This window comes from Amycolatopsis iheyensis (genome assembly GCF_024703995.1).
GTDB lineage: Bacteria > Actinomycetota > Actinomycetes > Mycobacteriales > Pseudonocardiaceae > Amycolatopsis > Amycolatopsis iheyensis.
The window spans coordinates 306,636-323,602 of sequence record NZ_JAMXQV010000003.1 but is presented as its reverse complement, the minus strand read 5'-3'; the positions used below and the strand labels follow the sequence as shown (position 1 = coordinate 323,602).

Annotated in this window: 19 protein-coding genes; 10 read left to right on the top strand and 9 right to left on the bottom strand. The window is 71.2% G+C overall.

The window, feature by feature from the left end; all coding sequences use genetic code 11:
• Nucleotides 1–27 precede the first annotated feature (27 nt).
• The 4 genes from M8542_RS08770 (at nucleotide 28) to M8542_RS08755 (ending at nucleotide 2,719) form a co-directional block, all read left to right on the top strand.
• Nucleotides 28–429, top strand: a complete 402-nt coding sequence (locus M8542_RS08770) for a DUF302 domain-containing protein (protein ID WP_257919527.1) — start codon at nucleotides 28–30, stop codon at nucleotides 427–429.
• A gap of 43 nt (nucleotides 430–472) precedes the next feature.
• Complete coding sequence (locus M8542_RS08765) at nucleotides 473–820, top strand: UBP-type zinc finger domain-containing protein (protein WP_276586138.1); 348 nt, start codon at nucleotides 473–475, stop codon at nucleotides 818–820.
• A gap of 84 nt (nucleotides 821–904) precedes the next feature.
• Nucleotides 905–1,555 (top strand): DUF4230 domain-containing protein, encoded by a 651-nt coding sequence (locus tag M8542_RS08760; protein WP_257919526.1) that lies wholly within the window; start codon nucleotides 905–907, stop codon nucleotides 1,553–1,555.
• Nucleotides 1,556–1,570: 15 nt separating this feature from the next.
• Entirely contained in the window at nucleotides 1,571–2,719 is a 1,149-nt protein-coding gene (locus M8542_RS08755; protein WP_257919525.1) for a fumarylacetoacetate hydrolase family protein, read from the top strand.
• Here the strand turns inward: M8542_RS08755 and M8542_RS08750 are convergent.
• Nucleotides 2,700–3,185 (bottom strand): GNAT family N-acetyltransferase, encoded by a 486-nt coding sequence (locus M8542_RS08750; RefSeq protein ID WP_257919524.1) that lies wholly within the window; start codon nucleotides 3,183–3,185, stop codon nucleotides 2,700–2,702. The two genes, M8542_RS08755 and M8542_RS08750, sit on opposite strands and share 20 nt — an antisense overlap.
• Before the next feature lie 66 nt (nucleotides 3,186–3,251).
• Between M8542_RS08750 and M8542_RS08745 the strand changes: the two genes are divergently transcribed.
• Nucleotides 3,252–4,040 carry a phosphatase PAP2 family protein gene (locus tag M8542_RS08745; RefSeq protein ID WP_257919523.1) on the top strand — a complete coding sequence of 263 codons (789 nt, stop codon included), beginning with the start codon at nucleotides 3,252–3,254 and terminating at the stop codon, nucleotides 4,038–4,040.
• On the opposite strand, the gene M8542_RS08740 is transcribed toward M8542_RS08745, so the two are convergent.
• From M8542_RS08740 to M8542_RS08730, 3 genes are all read right to left on the bottom strand, one after another.
• Complete coding sequence (locus M8542_RS08740; RefSeq protein WP_257919522.1) at nucleotides 3,985–4,197, bottom strand: hypothetical protein; 213 nt, start codon at nucleotides 4,195–4,197, stop codon at nucleotides 3,985–3,987. The genes M8542_RS08745 and M8542_RS08740 overlap by 56 nt on opposite strands.
• Before the next feature lie 152 nt (nucleotides 4,198–4,349).
• Nucleotides 4,350–6,989 (bottom strand): ATP-binding protein, encoded by a 2,640-nt coding sequence (locus M8542_RS08735; RefSeq protein WP_257919521.1) that lies wholly within the window; start codon nucleotides 6,987–6,989, stop codon nucleotides 4,350–4,352.
• Nucleotides 6,979–7,464, bottom strand: coding sequence for a MarR family winged helix-turn-helix transcriptional regulator (locus M8542_RS08730; RefSeq protein ID WP_257919520.1), 486 nt, complete (start codon nucleotides 7,462–7,464; stop codon nucleotides 6,979–6,981). Before M8542_RS08730 ends, M8542_RS08735 begins: the two co-directional genes overlap by 11 nt.
• Nucleotides 7,465–7,574: 110 nt before the next feature.
• Here M8542_RS08730 and M8542_RS08725 point away from each other — a divergent pair, with 110 nt between their 5' ends.
• Complete coding sequence (locus M8542_RS08725; RefSeq protein WP_257919519.1) at nucleotides 7,575–8,756, top strand: FAD-dependent monooxygenase; 1,182 nt, start codon at nucleotides 7,575–7,577, stop codon at nucleotides 8,754–8,756.
• A gap of 156 nt (nucleotides 8,757–8,912) precedes the next feature.
• The gene (locus tag M8542_RS08720) at nucleotides 8,913–9,272 is read left to right on the top strand and encodes a YrhB domain-containing protein (protein ID WP_257919518.1); all 360 of its coding nucleotides are present in this window, start codon (nucleotides 8,913–8,915) and stop codon (nucleotides 9,270–9,272) included.
• Here M8542_RS08720 and M8542_RS08715 read toward each other — a convergent pair whose 3' ends face one another.
• Nucleotides 9,273–10,367 (bottom strand): FAD-dependent oxidoreductase, encoded by a 1,095-nt coding sequence (locus M8542_RS08715; protein WP_257919517.1) that lies wholly within the window; start codon nucleotides 10,365–10,367, stop codon nucleotides 9,273–9,275.
• A gap of 85 nt (nucleotides 10,368–10,452) precedes the next feature.
• On the opposite strand from M8542_RS08715, the gene M8542_RS08710 reads away from it, so the two are divergent.
• On the top strand, nucleotides 10,453–11,175 hold the full coding sequence (locus tag M8542_RS08710) for a TetR/AcrR family transcriptional regulator (RefSeq protein WP_276586137.1): 723 nt from the start codon (nucleotides 10,453–10,455) through the stop codon (nucleotides 11,173–11,175).
• A gap of 6 nt (nucleotides 11,176–11,181) precedes the next feature.
• On the opposite strand, the gene M8542_RS08705 is transcribed toward M8542_RS08710, so the two are convergent.
• The 3 genes from M8542_RS08705 to M8542_RS08695 form a co-directional block, all read right to left on the bottom strand.
• Nucleotides 11,182–13,431 (bottom strand): protein kinase domain-containing protein, encoded by a 2,250-nt coding sequence (locus M8542_RS08705; protein ID WP_257919515.1) that lies wholly within the window; start codon nucleotides 13,429–13,431, stop codon nucleotides 11,182–11,184.
• A gap of 4 nt (nucleotides 13,432–13,435) precedes the next feature.
• Nucleotides 13,436–14,755: an outer membrane protein assembly factor BamB family protein gene (locus M8542_RS08700; RefSeq protein ID WP_257919514.1), complete on the bottom strand. Its 1,320-nt coding sequence runs from the start codon at nucleotides 14,753–14,755 to the stop codon at nucleotides 13,436–13,438.
• A 168-nt stretch (nucleotides 14,756–14,923) separates the two neighbouring features.
• Complete coding sequence (locus tag M8542_RS08695; RefSeq protein WP_257919513.1) at nucleotides 14,924–15,343, bottom strand: MarR family winged helix-turn-helix transcriptional regulator; 420 nt, start codon at nucleotides 15,341–15,343, stop codon at nucleotides 14,924–14,926.
• A gap of 56 nt (nucleotides 15,344–15,399) precedes the next feature.
• On the opposite strand from M8542_RS08695, the gene M8542_RS08690 reads away from it, so the two are divergent.
• Together M8542_RS08690 and M8542_RS08685 are read left to right on the top strand one after the other, a co-directional pair.
• Nucleotides 15,400–15,909: a DUF6790 family protein gene (locus M8542_RS08690; RefSeq protein ID WP_257919512.1), complete on the top strand. Its 510-nt coding sequence runs from the start codon at nucleotides 15,400–15,402 to the stop codon at nucleotides 15,907–15,909.
• Nucleotides 15,906–16,532, top strand: coding sequence for a TMEM175 family protein (locus tag M8542_RS08685; protein ID WP_257919511.1), 627 nt, complete (start codon nucleotides 15,906–15,908; stop codon nucleotides 16,530–16,532). The genes M8542_RS08690 and M8542_RS08685 overlap by 4 nt, the downstream gene beginning before the upstream one ends.
• A gap of 9 nt (nucleotides 16,533–16,541) precedes the next feature.
• Here M8542_RS08685 and M8542_RS08680 read toward each other — a convergent pair whose 3' ends face one another.
• Nucleotides 16,542–16,856 (bottom strand): hypothetical protein, encoded by a 315-nt coding sequence (locus M8542_RS08680; protein WP_257919510.1) that lies wholly within the window; start codon nucleotides 16,854–16,856, stop codon nucleotides 16,542–16,544.
• Nucleotides 16,857–16,967 lie beyond the last annotated feature (111 nt).

Here is a 16,967-nt window from a genome sequence, read left to right as displayed (position 1 = left end):
GAAAGCCACCCCGGCCGAGGAGGACGCGTGGACGAGCAGGGCCTGACGACCGTCGCGAGCCAGTGGCCGGCCGCCACGACCGTCGAACGGCTCGAGGCGGCGGTGGCGGCGGCCGGGCTCACCGTCTTCGCCCGGGTCGACCACGCCCGCAACGCCCGCGAGGTCGGCCTGCCGCTGCGGCCGACGTTCCTGCTCGTCTTCGGCAACCCCCGCGGCGGCACCCTGCTGATGCAGGACAACCAGGTCGCCGGCATCGACCTGCCGCTGAAGTTCCTCGTCTGGGCGGACGAGGACGACCAGGCCTGGGTGACCTACGACCGGGTCGAGTGGATCGCCGGGCGCCACGGCCTGTCGGAGAAGACGGCGGACGTCGTCGCGACGACCGCGGCCGCCCTCGACCGGCTGGCGCGCCACGCCACCGGGGACTGAACCCCTGGGTGCGCGTGGGCCCGGCGCGGGGCAGACTGTCGGCATGCCCGAAATCGAGGGAATCGACGTCACCGCCGCGCCCAGCGGCACCGGCTGCGCGGAATGCCTCTCCGCGGACGGCTGGTGGGTGCACCTGCGCCGCTGCGCCCAGTGCGGCCACATCGGCTGCTGCGACAGCTCACCGGCCCAGCACGCGACGGCCCACTACAAGGCGACCGGGCACCCGCTGATCCGCAGCTTCGAGCCGGGCGAGAACTGGTTCTACAGCTTCGAGACGGGCGAGGCCTACGACGGCCCGGCGCTGGCACCCCCGGAGCACCACCCGGTGACACAGCCGGCACCGGGCCCGGAGGGCCGAGTCCCCGACGACTGGCAGTCGCACATCCACTGAACCGCCGGTTCCTCCACTGTGGACAGCACCGGTCCGCCCACCCGCCACGCTTGACTCGCCCCCCGTTTGGGTATTCCTCCCGGTATGGGTGCTTGGGGCAAGCGGCTCGTCGCCGTGGGCGCGGCAGTGGTCATTCTGGTGGCGGCGGTGTTGGTCGCTTCGGCGGTTCACCTGTTGCCCCAGTTGCGCAATCCGTTCGCCGAGAAGACCGAAGAACACTCCGGTCCGGTGCTGCTGCAGTCGATCGTCGAGCTGTCGCGGTACGAGGCCGCCAGTGGTTCGTTCCAGGTCGTCGTCGACATCACCACCAGTAACGCGCTGCCCGACTTCCTGGCCGGCAGCCAGACGCTGTTCCTCGGCGTCGGCACCGACAACGCGTACGTCGACTTCTCGCGGCTCAAGGGCGACGCCGTCAAGGTCTCCGACGACCGCCAGTCCGCCACGATCACCTTGGGCCACGCGCAACTGGAGCCCGCGACCTTGAACGTGCACGAGTCACGCGTGCTGGCGCAGCAGCAGGGCGTGTTCAACCGGATCAACGACTTCCTCAGCGGCAACCCGAACTCGCAGCAGGCGCTCTACGAGCTGGCGCAGAAGCAGATCCAGGCGGCGGCCGCGAAAAGCCCGCTGGTGGCGGACGCGGAGCGCAACACCAAGACGATGCTGACCGGGCTGCTGCAGTCGCTCGGCTTCAAGAACATCACCGTCACCTACGCCGGCAACCCCGCCGGCTGAGGCAGTCTGGGGGGCATGACCCCTTCACTTCTGCCCGACGACGCCGACCACGCGCTGCTGCTCGGCCGCCTCCACGACGGGACCGGGCCGCGCGTGGTCGCCGTCCGGGGCGACGGTGTCCACGATCTGCGCGGTGTCAGCGGCACCGTGTCCGAGCTGCTCGAACGTCCGGACCACGGCGACCTCGTCCGCGCGGCCGTCACCGGCGCACCCACGTGGCGGACGCAGGACGTCCTCGACGCGTCGCTGCGGCAGGACCGGGCCCGGCCGCACCTGCTCGCGCCGGTCGACCTGCAGGTGATCAAGGCGTGCGGGGTCACCTTCGTCGACAGCCTCCTCGAACGCGTCATCGAGGAACGCACCGGTGGCGACCCCGCCCGGGCCGCCGAAGCCCGCGCGCTGATCGTCGAAGCCCTCGGCAGCGGTCTGTCCGACATCCGGCCCGGCTCCCCCGAAGCGCTGCGCGTGAAAACCGTTCTGCAGGAGCAAGGTCTGTGGTCGCAGTACCTCGAAGTCGGCATCGGACCGGACCCGGAGGTGTTCACCAAGGCCCCGGTGCTCTCCTCGGTCGGGCCTGGCGCCGGCATCGGTGTTCCGCGCGCGTCGACGTGGAACAACCCCGAGCCCGAGCTCGTCCTGGTCGCCGACTCGCGGGGCCGGGTCGTCGGCGCGACGCTCGGCAACGACGTCAACCTCCGTGACGTCGAAGGCCGCTCGGCGCTGCTGCTCGGCAAGGCCAAGGACAACAACGCCTCCAGCGCGCTGGGCCCGTTCATCCGGCTCTTCGACGACGGCTTCACCCTCGACACCCTGCGGTCCGAGGAGATCCTGCTGCGGGTGACCGGCGAAGACGGCTTCCGGCTCGACGGGCGCAACAGCCTGGCCCGGATCAGCCGCCCCTTCGAGGAGCTGGTCGCGGCCACCATCGGCGACCACCACCAGTACCCGGACGGCTTCGCGCTCTACACCGGCACGTTGTTCGCGCCGACGACCGACCGGGACGTCCCCGGCGAGGGCTTCACCCACAAGCCCGGCGACGTCGTCGAGATCCGCAGCCGCCACCTCGGCGCGCTCGTGAACACCGTGGGGTACGCCGAAGAGCTGCCCCGCTGGGAGTTCGGGCTCGCCGACCTCTTCCGCCACCTCACCGCAACGACCGGGTGAGCCAGACGACGTCGCCGGACACGTGGTCGCGCTCGAACCCGAGCTTCTCGAGGACCCGCAGCGACGCGGTGTTCCAGGTGCCGACGGTCGACCAGAGCCGGTCCCGCCCGGTCGCCTTCGCGGCTTCGAGCACCGCGCGGGCCGCCTCGGTGGCGTAGCCCTGTCCGTGCGCCCGCTGGAAAAGCTCGTAGGCGATCTCGGGTTCTTCGAGCGACGCGCGGCCAATGATCAGCCCGCAGTAGCCGATGAAGTCGCCTTCGGCACGGCGCTGGATCGGCAGCAGGGCCAACCCGGTCGTCGCGGTGCGCTGCTTCGCGATCAGCCCCTGGGTGTACTCGAGAGCCGGTGTCCCCTTGCCGCGCTCGGCGTGCAGGAGGCGGAGCTCGGCGGCGTCCGGGTCGGCCCACGGGCGCAGGAGCAACCGCTCGGTCTCGAGGTGGGACGGCAGGGGCGCGTAAGGGGACATGCTCCCACTCTGCCCGAGCGGCATGACGTGCGTTGGCCGTCATGCCCTCCCGGCTAGGGTGGCCGCGTGAACCCGCCGGAGGGCACGGCCCAGCAGCGCGTCCGGGCACTCTTCCGGAGTGCCGGCGAGCGCCCCGCCGTGCTCACCGAGCTGATCTTCCTGGGCCTAGGGTTCCTCCTCTTCACCCGTCTCGATGCCGCAGTGGGCAAGGACTTCACCGCGGCCACCGCCAACGCACTGGCCCTCCAGGCCACGGAACACACTCTGCACGTCGACATCGAACGAAGTGCGAACGCTTGGCTGGCCGCGAACCCGCTCCTCGCCCACCTCGCGGTGTACCTGTACCGCCTGTACTACGTGGCGGTGGCCGGCACGCTGCTCTGGGTGTTCCTCCGACACCCGGCGGTCTATCGCAAGGTGCGCCGGACGATGGTCGCGATGATGGTCCTCGTCCTGCCGGTCTACTGGGCCGCCCCGATGTCACCACCGCGGTTCGCGCTGCCCGGCGCAGTGGACATCGTGGCCAGGTACGACATCGTGGCCATGGAGAGCTGGACCCACCCGACCCACTACACGGCGATGCCGAGCATGCACGTGGGCTGGTCGCTGTGGTGCGCGTACGCGGTGTGGTCCGCGCTGCGGGCCGCACACCCACGCCTGGCCCTGCTGCCGTGGCTGTTCCCGGCCCTCATGACAGCCGACGTGCTGACGACGGGGAACCACTACGTTCTCGACGTCGTGGGCAGCGTCGCACTGCTGGCCACCTCGATCGGCGCGGCCTCGCTGTGGGGGCGTTTCGTCAGGTCTCCGGTTCGGGAACGAACTGCGGGGTCACCACCCGCACGCACATCTTGAGCGGCACGATCCGGTAAACCGTCCCCGCCGCCGGGTGCTGGATCCGTACCGTGGTGATCCGCGTGACCACCAGGCAGGAACGACCCAGCCCGGCATCCGCCTGGGCGGGTGGCACCACGACGATCGCCAGCGCGGCGACGATCATGGCGAGTCTCACGACGACGCCCTCTCTCGCTCGGGTCACGGCGGTTCGGCGTCTTCGCTCCCTCCCCGGCGCTCGGACCGCCGAACCGCCGAGGGCCACACTCCACCACGGTGATCGCCGTCCACCGGCGGATCCTGGACAAAGCTGGACACTCGTCGCCGGTGCTACCCGAGGAGTGCGTCCGCGCGCTCGACACCCGGTCGGCATCCCGCCGCCACGTGCAGCGCACGAGCCTGCCCGGCCCGCACCCGGGCAGCCGAGAGGTCGCCGCACGCGAGCTCCACAGCCGCCGTGGCCAGCAGGCTGTCCGCCTGGATCAGGCCGTGCCCTGTCTCCTCGCTGATCGCCCTCGCCAGCTCCGCGGCGGCCCGGGCCTCCTCGACCGCTCCTCGCCTCAGGTGCACCCCGGACAACGCGACCAGCGCGTCACCTCGGCCACGCGGGTGGTTCGCCGCCGTCGACAACGCCAGAGCCGCTTCGAGCTCGGCTTGCGCCGCGTCGTCTTGGCCGAGCTTGGCCAGCGTCGTGCCCAGGACGTGACGTGCGCCGGCCTGCGTCCGCGTCATCGCCAGTCCGGTCGCCTTCGCCAGCGCCTCACGGGCCGTCGCCGTCGCGGCTTCGTACTCGCCCAGATCACGCAGCGCCCCGGCGAGGTGGGCCAGGACGCTCGCTTCGTCCGCGTGCTCGCCTCCCGACCGGCTCAGCTCGAGCCCCCGCCGGTAGTGCTCGACGGCGCGCGGGAGGTCGCCGAGCGCCTGGGCGGCCCGGCCGGCGTGGCTTTCGGCGAGCTGCAGCCCGGCCGCGTACTCCTGCCGCGTCGCCGTCGCGATGGCTTCCGCGTAGTGATCGCGCGCACCGGTCAGCTCACCCAGCTCCCAGAGGACGTCCCCCAGGACGACCAGGTTGGGGATCGACGCGCCCCCGGAGGTGCGCAGCTCCAGCTCCAACGCCTGCCGGTAGTAGCCGGCGGCGTCCCGGAGCCGGCCGATCGTGACCGACGTGCGGCCCAGATCGCTGAGGGTGATCCCCTTCAGATCCGACGCCCCCAGCTCGCCGGCGAGCTGCACGGCCTCGTCGAGGCAGGCGCGGGCTCCGGCGTGGTCCGACCGGCTCCAGTGCGCGCTGCTGAGCACCCGCAGACACAGCACCTGCCCGGCGGTGTCCCCGGCGTCGCGTGCCGCGGTGAGTGCGGCTTCGCTGACCTCGAGCCACTCCGCGGAGCGACGGCGTTCGAACTCGAAGTGCAGGGCGACGCACAGCTGCGTCGCCAGTGCGGCGAGTCCCGCCTCGGCGGCTTGCCGGGTCACTGTCGTCAATGTGGTGAATTCGGCGTCGAACCAGGTCAGCGCTTCGCCGGCGTCCGCGAACGAAGTGCCCTCGGGTCGAACGGCCGCGTACGCGATCCGGTAGGGGCGTGGGTGTCGCAGCTGTGCCGCCTCCGTCGCGAGCCCGGCGTAGTGGGTGATCAGCCGCAGCCGCACGGCGGCGCGGTCGTCGTCGGCATCGTCTTCGAGGCAGCGGATCCGGGCCCACGAACGCAGAAGCGCGTGCTGGGCGTAGCGCGCGAGCGGCTGTTCGGTGATGAGGTGCAGGTCGAGGAGAGTGCGGACGACCGCCCGCAGCTCGTCCGTCGCCAGCCTCGTCGCGGCGGCGAGGGCCCTGAGCTCGACGCCGCCGCCGGGCAGCAGGCCGAAGAGCCGGAACACCCGTTGCGCCAAGGGTTCCAGCACGCGGTAGGACGGGGCGATCGCCGCCCGCACCGCGGTCTCCCGGTCGAGGGTTGCGTCGAGGACGGCGAGCGGGTCCACCGGGTCGAGCTCGTCGACCATCGCGGAAAGGGCGGTGCCCGGCCGGATCCGGGCGTGTGCCCCGGCGATCCGCAGCGCGAGCGGCAGCCGGCCGCAGAGTTCGGCCAGCTCGGCGGCCGCGGCCGGTTCGGCGTCGGCCCGGTCCGGTCCGACGACCCGGCGCAGCAGGCCGAGGGCTTCCCCCTCCTCGAGCGGTTCCAGTGCCCGCGAAGCGGCTCCGTCCCGGGCGACCAGCCCGGCCAGGCGGGTCCGGCTGGTGATCACGACCGCGCCGGTCCGGGTGCCCGGTAACAGGGGCCGCACCTGTTCGGCGCTACCGGCGTCGTCGAGCACCACCAGCACGCGCCGGCCCGCGACCGCGGACCGGAAGGCCGCCGCGAGCTGGTCGAGCTCCACCGGCAGCTCGCGGACGCCCAGCGCCCGCAGGAACCCGGCCAGCACGTCCGCCGGCTCGGCCGGGCGCGCGTCGGCGAACCCCCGCAGGTTCGCGAACAGCTGGCCGTCGGGGAAGCTCGACGCGACCCGGTGCGCCCAGTGGACCGCCAGCGCCGTCTTGCCGACCCCCGGCATTCCCGTGACGAGCAGGAACGGCGAGCCGGTCACCAGCCGGTCGAGCGCGGCGAGATCCCGTTCTCGCCCGACGAAACCGCCGGCATCGGGAGGCAGCTGCCGCGGGACGTCGGACGCCCGCTTCGCCGAGTGCAGGTGGGCAGCCACGCGGAACCAGGCTTCGTTCCAGCTCCCCCACGCCGCGCGTGGCACCCGCAGGGCGATCACGATCCGGTCGAACACGTCGGACGGCGGGTGGATCTTGCCGGACACGTACGCGTGCAGGGTCGAGCGTGGCAGGTCCACCGACCGGGCGAGCTCGGTCAGGCTGACCCGGGCTTTTCCGGTCCCCCGGGCGGCCAGCCGGCGCAACAGGTCGACCTCGCGCACGAAGCTCGCGCCGTCGGTGATCCGCGCCGGGTCCGGCCCGTGGCCGTCACCGCTCATCAGCCTGCCCGTCGACCGTCGACAGGAACGCCGAAAGGTCGTCGGTGAACCGCAGGAGCAGGTCGAAGAACGTCCGGCGGTCCTCGGGCGACCAGCCGGACAGCGCGTCGCCGAACCAGCCCAGCAACGTCGTCACGTACCGGCCCGCCAGCTCGGCGCCCTCCGGGGTCAGCTCGACCAGGCGCGCGCGGCGGTCGTCGGGGTCGGGCAGGCCTTGCACCAGCCGGCGTCGTTCGAGCACGTGCAGGTGGCGGGTGACGTGCGGGCCCGCGACCTGCATCCGATCCGCGATCTCGCCGACGCGCATCGCCTTCCCCGTCATCTGCAGGGCGAGCAGGATCGACAACCCGGGCCGGTCGAGGTCGGCGCCGATGCTCTTCATCGCCCGCTCGCCCAGGCCGCTGCGGTTCAGCAACGTGCCCAGCTGCATGAGCCGCGGCAGCACGGACCGCAGGTCGGGCTCGGTGGCCGCCATCACACTCCTTAGATAGCTAACTTAGGTATATAGTTGACCGTGTCGCCGGATCGCCGAAGGCATTGTCGCATCCGGCAAATAGATACCTAACTTAGCTAACGGAGGCTCCGATGACCACGAAAGTCCTCATCTCCGGCGCGAGCATCGCCGGCCCCGCGCTCGCCCATTGGCTGCGGCGGGCCGGGTTCGCGGTGACCGTCGTCGAGAAGGCGCCGGAACTGCGCGCGAGCGGCTACCCGATCGACATCCGCGGCACCGCCCTCGACGCGGTCCGGCGGATGGGCATCCTGCCCACCCTGCGAGAGCAGCACATTTCGACCCGGCGGCTGGTCTTCCTCGACACCGACGGCGGCGAAGTGGCGTCGCTGGGCGCCGAGGAGGTCGCCGGCGGCGTCGAAGGCGAGGACATCGAGATCCGCCGCGGCGACCTGACCCGGACGCTCTACGACCTGGTCCGCGACGACGTCGACTTCCGGTTCGGCGAAACCGTGGAAACCCTTGCCCAGCACAGCGGCGGCGTCGACGTCACGTTCCGGAGCGGGCGCGAGGAGACCTACGACCTGGTGTTCGGCGCGGACGGCCTGCACTCGCGCACCCGCTCGCTGGTCTTCGGCGACGAAGCGCCGTTCCACCGCTACCTCGGCTACTGCTTCGCCGGGTTCACCCTGCCCAACGACTTCGGCCTCCACCGCGAAGGTCTGGTGTGGAACAAGCCGGGCAAGGGCGCGGCGCTGTACGCGGTGCTCGACAGCAAGGAGGTCCACGGCTTCCTCGTGTTCGCCCGCCCGGACGCGCCGATCGAGGCGTTCCGCGACCCCGGGGCCCAGCGCGACCTCGTCGCCGCCACGTTCGCCGGCGAGGGCTGGGAAATCCCTCGCCTGGTGCAGGCGATGCAGGAGGCGGACGACCTGTTCTTCGACGTCGTCAGCCAGATCCACCTGCCACAGTGGACAGCCGGCCGGGTGGCCCTGCTCGGCGACGCGGCGCACGCGCCGTCGTTCCTGACGGGCCAGGGCACCAGCCTCGCCCTCGTCGGGGCCTACATGCTCGGCCACGCGCTGACGACGACCCCGGACCACGCGGCGGCGTTTTCCGCGTACGAGAAGGGGGTCCGGGACTTCGTCGAGCGCAACCAGGCGACGGTCGGCGAGGGTCGGGCCACCATGTTCCCGGCCACGGCGGAGGCGCTGGAACAGCGCAACGCCGCGCTCCGGCAGCACGCCAAGGCGCTGGCCCACACGCCGCGGCCCGAGCACACGGCGTTGACGCTGCCGGACTTCCCTGTCCACTGAGGACGGTCAGGTGGTGGCGCGCCGGAGCATCAGCCGCGATCGCCGGGGTTGATCCGGTCGAGGGCACCTGGGTGTCCGCCCCCAGGCTGCCGTCGACGATCGAGCTTTCGAACTGCTCGGCGATGGCTTGTCAGGCGTCTCCCCTAGCCTGGTGCGGTGGTGTCGAAGGAGTGGGCCGTCGCCGTGGTGGAGCGGCATCTGGCCGACCTGCCGGCGTACGGCGGAGTCACGATGGTGGTCATGGCCGTCCGCCCGCACCGGCTGGGCTGGGTGGTCCACAGCCAGACCGAGCGTTACGCGCGCACCCGCGACATGCTGGACATGGCGGTGGGCCACGGGCCGTTCATCGTCGACGGCGTCGACGGCAGCCTGCACCAAGTGCACGCCACCGCCACCATCGAGGACGGCTCCTGGATCGACGAGTACCTCGAGGCCGCGGCAGCCGGCCTGCCGGTTCCCGGACACGTCCGCGTGTGCTGGCGCGTGTCCGGCCCGAACCCCGAGCCGAACCCCTGATCAAGACGTCTGCGGCACGTACGCGGGCAGCGCGTCAAGACTCTGTCGCACAGCTTCGGCGCCGTAAGCGAACATCTCCCGCTCATAGCCGCCGACCGCCTCCACGAGACTCCCCTCGGCAAGACACCGGCGCAGCAGATCCGCGTCACGCAAGGCCGTGTTGGCACCATTCCCACCAGTGGGCGACGTCGCGTGGATCGCGTCGCCCAGCAGTGTCACCGGGCCCGGCGTCCAGCGCGCACGAGGCTCCACCACGCGAATCGACAGCAGCGCGCTGTTGTCCGGATCGGACTGCTCGACGAGCGCCCGCAGGTCCGGGTGCCACCCCTCCATCCTGGACAGTGCCGCCTCCTGCGGGGTCACCGCGTCGTCCGGCGGCAGGATCATCGCCCAGCGCACGTAGTCGCCGACGTCGGGGAGAGCCACTTCCGGCGCCAGCTCCTCGGCCGCCTGCTTCGGCGGGGTGCGGAACCGCATCGCACCGAGTAGCAGGCTCACGCCGTCGCCGGCGATCTTCGAGCCGAACGCCCGGGACAGGCCGGCGAACTGCTCGGTCAGCGGTGTGCGGCCGATGACGAACCGGACGCCGGTGTCGGTCGGGACGGTCTGCGGCGACAGCAGCGCGCGGACCCGGGAGCCGACCCCGTCCGCGCCGACGAGCAGGTCGCCGACCACGGGGTCGCCGTGCTCGAACCGGGCTTCGACCTTGCCGTCGGACCGGACGTCGTAGCCCGTCAGCGCGGCGCCGGTGTGCACGGTCAGCCCGGTCAGCAGCAGGTGCCGGAGCACGTGCCGGTCGACGACGATCCCGGTGCGGCCGGGGCCCAGCTCGCCGATCCGGTTCAGCTGCGGGTCGAGGACCAGCCGCTCGCCGTGGGCGTCGCCGACGATCGCGTCGAGCAGCGCGTGCCAGCGCGGTGGGAGGCAGCCTCGCAGTGCGTCGAAACCCGCCTGGTTCAGCACGAGCCGGTAGCCCTGGAATCGCGCGGTGATCGCCGGGTCGCGCTCGTACACCTCGGCGTCGATCCCGGCGCCACGCAGGCCCTGCGCCAGGCAGAGACCACCCAGACCGGCGCCGGCGATGGAAACTCGCATGTCAACCTCCTACGAACTTAGTTCGTCGTGAACGATCTAAGTTCTAATAGACGAACTAAGTTCGTGTCAAGCTATAGTGACCGGCATGCCGCCCGCCCCCCGACAACGCCGAGCAGCGCGCCACGCCCCGCCCGCCGGCAGCTCCGCGTCCCCCGCCAAGCGGCCCATCACGGTCGACCGGATCACCGACGCGGCCCTGCAGGTCGTGGCCACCGAGGGCTACGACGCGCTGACCATCCGGCGAGTCGCCGCGGTCCTCGGGACCGGGCCGTCGTCGCTGTACGCGCACATCGTCAACAAGGACGACCTCGACGACCTGCTCGTCGGCCGGCTCTACGCCGAGATCGCGCTGCCCGAACCGGACCCGGCGACGTGGCGCACGCAGCTCCTCGACACCTACGCCCGGATCCGCGACCAGTACCTGAGGTACCCCGGCGTCTCCCGGGCCGCGCTGGGCACGGTGCCGACCAACCTCGACGCGCTGCGAGTCCGCGAAGGCCTGCTGGCGATCCTGCTGGCCGGCGGAGTCGCACCGCGGACCGCCGCCTGGGCCCTCGACTCCCTGTCCCTGTACGTCAGCGCGTACGCCCTGGAGCAGTCGCTGGTCCAGCAGCGGCGGAAGCAGCCGGACCACGAATGGGTGGTCAGCCGCGAGGAGCTGCTGAGCCGGTTCGCCGCGCTGCCGGCCGAGGCGTTCCCGCAGACCCGGCGCTACGCCGCCGAGCTGACCTCCGGCGCCGGACACGACCGGTTCGAGTTCACGCTGGGGCTCATCGTCGACAACCTCGGCCGATCCCCGTCGGCGTGAGAGGACTCAGTGCGGTCGTGAGAGATCCCCTGGCTCGAACGCCTTCACCGTGTCGTCGACCGGCTTGTCGAGCTCCTTCTTGTGCTCGGCCGGGTAGACCCAGCGCAACCCGGCCGCCGACCCCGCGCCGACGGCCTCGTGTTCGTAGAAGATCTTCCCGTCGCCCTGGTAGCCGGACACCGTGTAACCACTGCTGTCGGCGGACTTGAACGTCACCCGGCCGCCGTTCCCCTCCTCCGCGGCGATCAGCTGGGCCAGCTTGCCCGCCGGCGGCTGGGGCGAGTTGGTGCCCCACACCGTCATCGTCGCGCCGAGCGCGGCGTTCGTGAACCGCTGCCCCTCACCGTTCTCCGGGACCCACGACGACGCGGTGTAGCCCGCCGGCACCCGCGTGGTGAACCCGAAGCGGGAGTTCGTGTACGTCGTCCCGGCACCCGCCTGCCCCGATGTCTTCGGCGCTGTCGAAGAAGAAGCGGACGACACCGGCTTGCCCAGCATCGTCAGGACCTTCGGCTGCAGCAGGTCGCCGAGCTCGGCGTAGGGCAGCACCACGGTCTCGTTCCCGGCCGCGGTGGCGCAGCCGAGGTCGTACCACAGGACTTCGAACTCGATACCGGCGTCGGTGAACCCGAACGTCGCGGCCGGCACGTGGTCACCGCCGCCGGACCGCTCCGCGGCGTCGATGCTGACCTGCCGCTCCGGGTCCCCGACGACCGTCGGCACCGTGCAGAAGCCGTTCCGCGTGTGCGGCGCCAGCCGCTGCGTCAGCGTCCGCATGCCGGCGGGCGTCAGGATCTCGGGCCGGAAGACGTCCTTGGGCCCCAGCGTCCGCCCCGTCGCGAGGTCGACCGAAAGCGCCTCGGGGAACCGCCAGGTGGTGTGCCCCAGCACGTCCGAGTCGAGATCGTGGTCGTACCGCACGGAAAGCAGGCCGGGCGTCTGCGCCAGGACCCGCGCGGACGAGTGCATCGCGACCGTCTCGCCCTGTTCCTTGACCCGCTCCAGGTTGCCCGAGACCCCGTCCCGGATGGACTTGAGCCGCTTGTCGGCCGGTGCCCGCAACGCGTCGTTGAGCCGCTGCCGGACCCCGGCGTCCGGGCCGCCGGACACCTGCGGGTACTGGAGCTCGTAGGTGATCGGCAGCGCCTGGTCCCGCCCCGACATCGTCTGCAGGGCGACCGTGAGCGGCGGTGGCGGGGCCGGCGGGTCGTCACCGGGCGAGAAGATCACCAATCCCCCGGCGACCAGGCCGCCGAGGATCGCGACGGCGATGGCGATCTTGCCCGCCACCACCGCCGTCGTGCCGGTCCCGGTGCCCACCGACACGCCGGCTCCGGCGCCGGCTGCCGCGACCGGGGCGGCGGCCGTGCCGGCGGTGGTCAGCAGCGCCAGCGGCGTCAGCGCGGTCAGCGCCGCGGCCGAGGTGGCGAGCCGCTTCCAGCCGCGCTTCTCCCAGTTCTTGCCGTAGGCCTTGCGGGCGACGGCTTCCAGCTCGGTCACGAAGGCGCCCGCCGTCGCCGGGCGCCACGCCGGGTCCTTCGCCATGCCGCGCCCGATCAACGGGCGCAGCGCCTCGGGCACCGCGTCCAGCGGCACCGGCGCTCCCCCGTGCAGGGCGCGCAGCTGCTCGCTCGTGTCCGCCTCGAACGGCCGATGCCCGGTGACGCACTGGTAGAACACACAGGTGGCCGCGTACACGTCGGTGGCGGGCACCCCCGGCTGTCCCGCCCACTGCTCCGGCGCCATGTAGGCGGGGGAACCGGCGGTGAGTCCGTTGTGGCCGTCCAAAGTGGCCAGTCCGAAGTCGACGAGCTTCGACTCGCCTTCCCGCGACACCAGGACGTTGCCCGGCTTGTAGTCCCGGTGGACCACGCCGACCGCGTGCGCGTCGGCGAGGCCGAGCAGCGAGCCCTTGAGGATCGCCAGCGCCGCCTCCGGCTCCAGGACGTTCTCCGCCACCAGCAGCGCGCGCAGCGACACTCCGGGCACGGCTTCCATGACCAGCGCGGCGCCCTGCGGCGTCTCGACGAAGTCGAAGAGCCGCACGACGTGCGGGCTCCGCACGCCGGACAGCAGCCACGCCTCGTGCCGGAAGCCGTCGGCGATCCGCGCGTCGGCGAGGAACTCGGCGCGCAGGTACTTGATCGCCACCATCCGGCCCGACGCCTCGTGCTTGGCCAGCACGACCCGCCCGAACCCGCCGGTGCCGAGCACATCCACTTCGGCGTACCCCGGCACGCTCCAGGTGTCGTTCATTTCCCTACTTCTTGATCGGGTACGCCAGCGGTGCGCCGTCTTCGCCGGCGTCGATGCCGACGTACTTGCTCACCAGGGCCGGGAAGATGCCGACGTCGTCGGTCTCCCGGTCCTGGCCGGTCTTGGCGTCGAGCACGATCGGCTGCCGGCCGCTGGTCTCGCCGTAGACGGCGCCGTGCCAGGCCAGGGTGATGCCGGGGGCCACCCGGTTCGCGGCCTGGTCGGGCAGCGTCCAGAGCTTGGCGGCGGTCTTGGCGTCGTAGGCGGTGAGCACCCCGCTCGCGTTGCAGACGACCACCGACTGCTCGTCGTAGTAGCAGTTCCCGTACGAGGACATGCCGAAGCCCTTCTCGCCCTCGACCTTGCCCTTCTCCGCGCCGGTGGCGGGATCGAGGAACACGAGGAACGCGTGCCCGCTGTTGTAGTCGGTCCGGGTGAGCACGACCAGCGCCGGGTCGGCGGGGGTCACCTCGACCGAGGCCGACTGCGCGGCGCCGACCCACTTCTGCTGCCCGGTGAGCAGGTCGAGCGCGGTCGCCTGGACCATCGAGGAGTTCTCGGCGACGTTGTAGTCGGCGCCGACGACGACATCGCCGTACACGCTGCCCGCGTCGTAGTCCTTGCGCTCCCACAGGGTTTTGCCGCTGGCGGGGTCGAGCGCGACGGTGACGTGCTCGTCGCTGGAGCGACCGTAGCCGGCGATCACGGCTTTGTCGGTGATCGCGACGACCTTGGTGACGGCGTTGCTCGCGTCGGCGTACTGGTTTTCGGAGACCTTGGTCTCGGACGACCAGACCTTGGTCCCCTTGTCGACATCCGCCGCGACGACCGACAGCGCGATGTAGGCGGGCGTGGTGCCCTTTTCGGGGACGAGGGCCGGAACCGCGGCGACGACGAGCTTGTCGCCGACGGCCGGCGGCCGCGGTCCGGTGGTGTTCACGAACGGCCCGCTCTGGTTGTAGGGATCACCGGGCTGCCGTTCGAAGGGGACGGTCCACTTCTGCTCGCCGGTGAGCACGTCCACGACGTTCAGGGCGGTGGGCGTGACGATGTAGCCGGTGCGGTCCCGCAGCGTCATGAAGACCGAGGTGACGCTGCCGGCGACGTTCGCGCGCAGTGCCCCGGCGGGCAGCTTGACGGGGGCGGTCTTGTCGAAGGCCACGGGCGGATCGGCGGTCTTCGCCGCGGGCACGGCGGAAGAAGTGGGCGCCGACGCCGGCGCCGACCCGCTGGGCGTCGAGGCGGAGCCGTCGACGTCCCCACCGCAGCCGGCGGCCGCGAGCACGGCTCCCAGGCAAGCCGAAATGACCAAAGTCCGCCGCATGCGTGTGTACCTTCCCCCGTTCGAGCCGCTCCGGCCGGAGCCACAGCGAGACCGTAGCGGACCACGGCGCACCCGAGTGGCAATTCACGCAAAAGTGTCACTATTGCCTGGTCGAGGCGGTCTGGGCCGACTTCATCACCCCTTGAACGCTTGAGTCACCGGACCGGTTTAGTCGGCTTCGAGGAGCTCGGCCAGCCGGAAGGTGTCCTCGAGGTAGCGCTCATAGGGGAACCCGGCGGCGACGAGCGCGGCGCGGAACTCGTCGTAAAGCGGTTTCCCGTTGTCGTGGAAAGCTTTCCGGCCGGCGTCGGTGAGCGTGACCAGACGCCGTCGCGCATGGGCGGGGTCGACGACGATCTGCACCAGGCCGCCCTCCTCCAGCGGCCGCAGCGCCCGGCTGATCGCCGGGTCCGACACCGACAACGCCTGGGCCAGCCGATGCTGCGTCGCCGGTTCGATGTCTTCCAGCGTGCCGAGCAGCCGGATCTGGCTGTAGGTCAGGCCGTCCTGGCCATCGGTGCGCCGCCGGGCCGCTTCGCCGATCAGCATGACCACGCGGTGCAGCAAGTCTGCGAGTCCTTCGTCCACGTCGTCAGCCTAGCAGAGTGTTGACTAGTTAATGTTAACCATGCAAGATTGAAGTCATGGACAACCTCAGCTTCGTAGCCCAGTCAGCGTTTCCCCTGGTCTGGATCGTGGTCCCGGCCATCGGCGCCTACGTGCGCGGCCGCCGCGCCACCTCCACCGAGGAGCGCCTGGAGATCTGGCAGCGCTGGTGGGCGATCGGCGCGTTCGGCATCGGCAGCCTGTGGATGACGGTGGCGTTCCTGGCCGTCCCGGACGTGATGGCCACCGCGATCGGCTTCCCCCGCACGCCGTTCCTGTTCGAAATCGCCTTCGCCAACCTAGGCTTGGCGATCATGGGCTTCCGCGCGGCATCGGCCTCGGCACGCGAGCGCATCACGATCGGCCTCGGCGGCGGCATGTTCCTGTGGGGAGCCCTGGCCGGCCACATCTACCAGTGGTTCGCGGGCGGCGACCACGCCCCGGGCAACACCGGCGGCGTCCTGATCACCGACCTGCTGATCCCGGCGGTCATGATCGTCCTCGCGGTGCGCTCCCAGCGCCTGGCCACCCAGCCGGCCGTCCGATGAAGGCCAGCGAGGCGGCCGCCGACCGCCTCACGATGTTCGTCGACGCGGTGATCGCGATCGCGCTCACGTTGCTGGCACTGGAACTCCCGATCCCGACGGGCGACACCACGAACGCGATGCTGAGCTCGGCGCTGGGCCACGGCAAGGAGTACCTGGCGTTCGCGCTGAGCTTCACGGTGATCGCGGCGCACTGGCGGGCTCACCACGAGATCTTCCGTTACGTCGACACACTGTCCGGGCGGTTGACCAGCCTGACGCTGGTTTGGCTGTTCATGCAGGTCCTGATGCCGTTCGCGACCCGGGTCCTTACCGCCGAGGGAGCTTTCCCGCCGCGGTTCAGTTTGTACGCGCTGGTGCAGGTGCTGGCGTCGACGACGTTCGCGCTCATTGTCCGGGAGGCTCGGCGCGGGCGGCTGTATCGGACGGACTTCGCGCCTCTGGAGTTCGGGCAGAGTCAGGTGCGGAGTCTCTGCCTGGCCGGGGTTTTCGCGGTGTCGGTGCCGGTTTCGTTCCTGGTCGACGGCAGCGGGGCTTACCTGTGCTGGCCTGCCGCGCCGGTCGTGCTCGCCGTCGCTCGTCGGGTCCAGGACCGCTCCGTCCACGCGCCGGGTGAGTCGAGCTAGGGTCCGGGCTCAAACACGGTCGCTGCGGTCCGAGATCTGCCACACGAGGAACAACAAGACACCCCCGGCCAGCCCGAGCCCGAAGCTGGCCAAGACAAAACCCAGCGCGACCAGGCCGAGACCACCGATCAGCAGTCCGAACCACCCAGCGCGATAAGCGGGGACTCGTCGCGTCAGCGCATCGAGAAGATTGTCACCCGCAACGGCTGCGGCGACGACGACAGCAAGCACTCCGATCACCACGACGGCAGCCAAGACAATCCAGCCCACGACGGCCGCTCGCTGCCCTTCGCCGTCGGCCAGCACAATGGAATACACGAACATGCACCACTCCGTCCTCGTTCGCCCACCTGGTCGACCGAAGACCGGAAAATGTTACAGATGATCAAAACTGCGCCGGGGCCAGCGCCATGATCGAAGAATGTTGCGGTACCG

Coding starts and splice junctions, on each gene's coding strand:
- M8542_RS08760 (WP_257919526.1), top strand. CDS start 905: ATGGGTGCTTGGGGCAAGCGGCTCGTCGCCGTGGGCGCGGCAGTGGTC.
- M8542_RS08680 (WP_257919510.1), bottom strand. CDS start 16,856: ATGTTCGTGTATTCCATTGTGCTGGCCGACGGCGAAGGGCAGCGAGCG.
- M8542_RS08685 (WP_257919511.1), top strand. CDS start 15,906: ATGAAGGCCAGCGAGGCGGCCGCCGACCGCCTCACGATGTTCGTCGAC.
- M8542_RS08765 (WP_276586138.1), top strand. CDS start 473: ATGCCCGAAATCGAGGGAATCGACGTCACCGCCGCGCCCAGCGGCACC.
- M8542_RS08710 (WP_276586137.1), top strand. CDS start 10,453: ATGCCGCCCGCCCCCCGACAACGCCGAGCAGCGCGCCACGCCCCGCCC.
- M8542_RS08735 (WP_257919521.1), bottom strand. CDS start 6,989: ATGAGCGGTGACGGCCACGGGCCGGACCCGGCGCGGATCACCGACGGC.
- M8542_RS08755 (WP_257919525.1), top strand. CDS start 1,571: ATGACCCCTTCACTTCTGCCCGACGACGCCGACCACGCGCTGCTGCTC.
- M8542_RS08700 (WP_257919514.1), bottom strand. CDS start 14,755: ATGCGGCGGACTTTGGTCATTTCGGCTTGCCTGGGAGCCGTGCTCGCG.
- M8542_RS08730 (WP_257919520.1), bottom strand. CDS start 7,464: ATGGCGGCCACCGAGCCCGACCTGCGGTCCGTGCTGCCGCGGCTCATG.
- M8542_RS08705 (WP_257919515.1), bottom strand. CDS start 13,431: ATGAACGACACCTGGAGCGTGCCGGGGTACGCCGAAGTGGATGTGCTC.
- M8542_RS08690 (WP_257919512.1), top strand. CDS start 15,400: ATGGACAACCTCAGCTTCGTAGCCCAGTCAGCGTTTCCCCTGGTCTGG.
- M8542_RS08725 (WP_257919519.1), top strand. CDS start 7,575: ATGACCACGAAAGTCCTCATCTCCGGCGCGAGCATCGCCGGCCCCGCG.
- M8542_RS08750 (WP_257919524.1), bottom strand. CDS start 3,185: ATGTCCCCTTACGCGCCCCTGCCGTCCCACCTCGAGACCGAGCGGTTG.
- M8542_RS08715 (WP_257919517.1), bottom strand. CDS start 10,367: ATGCGAGTTTCCATCGCCGGCGCCGGTCTGGGTGGTCTCTGCCTGGCG.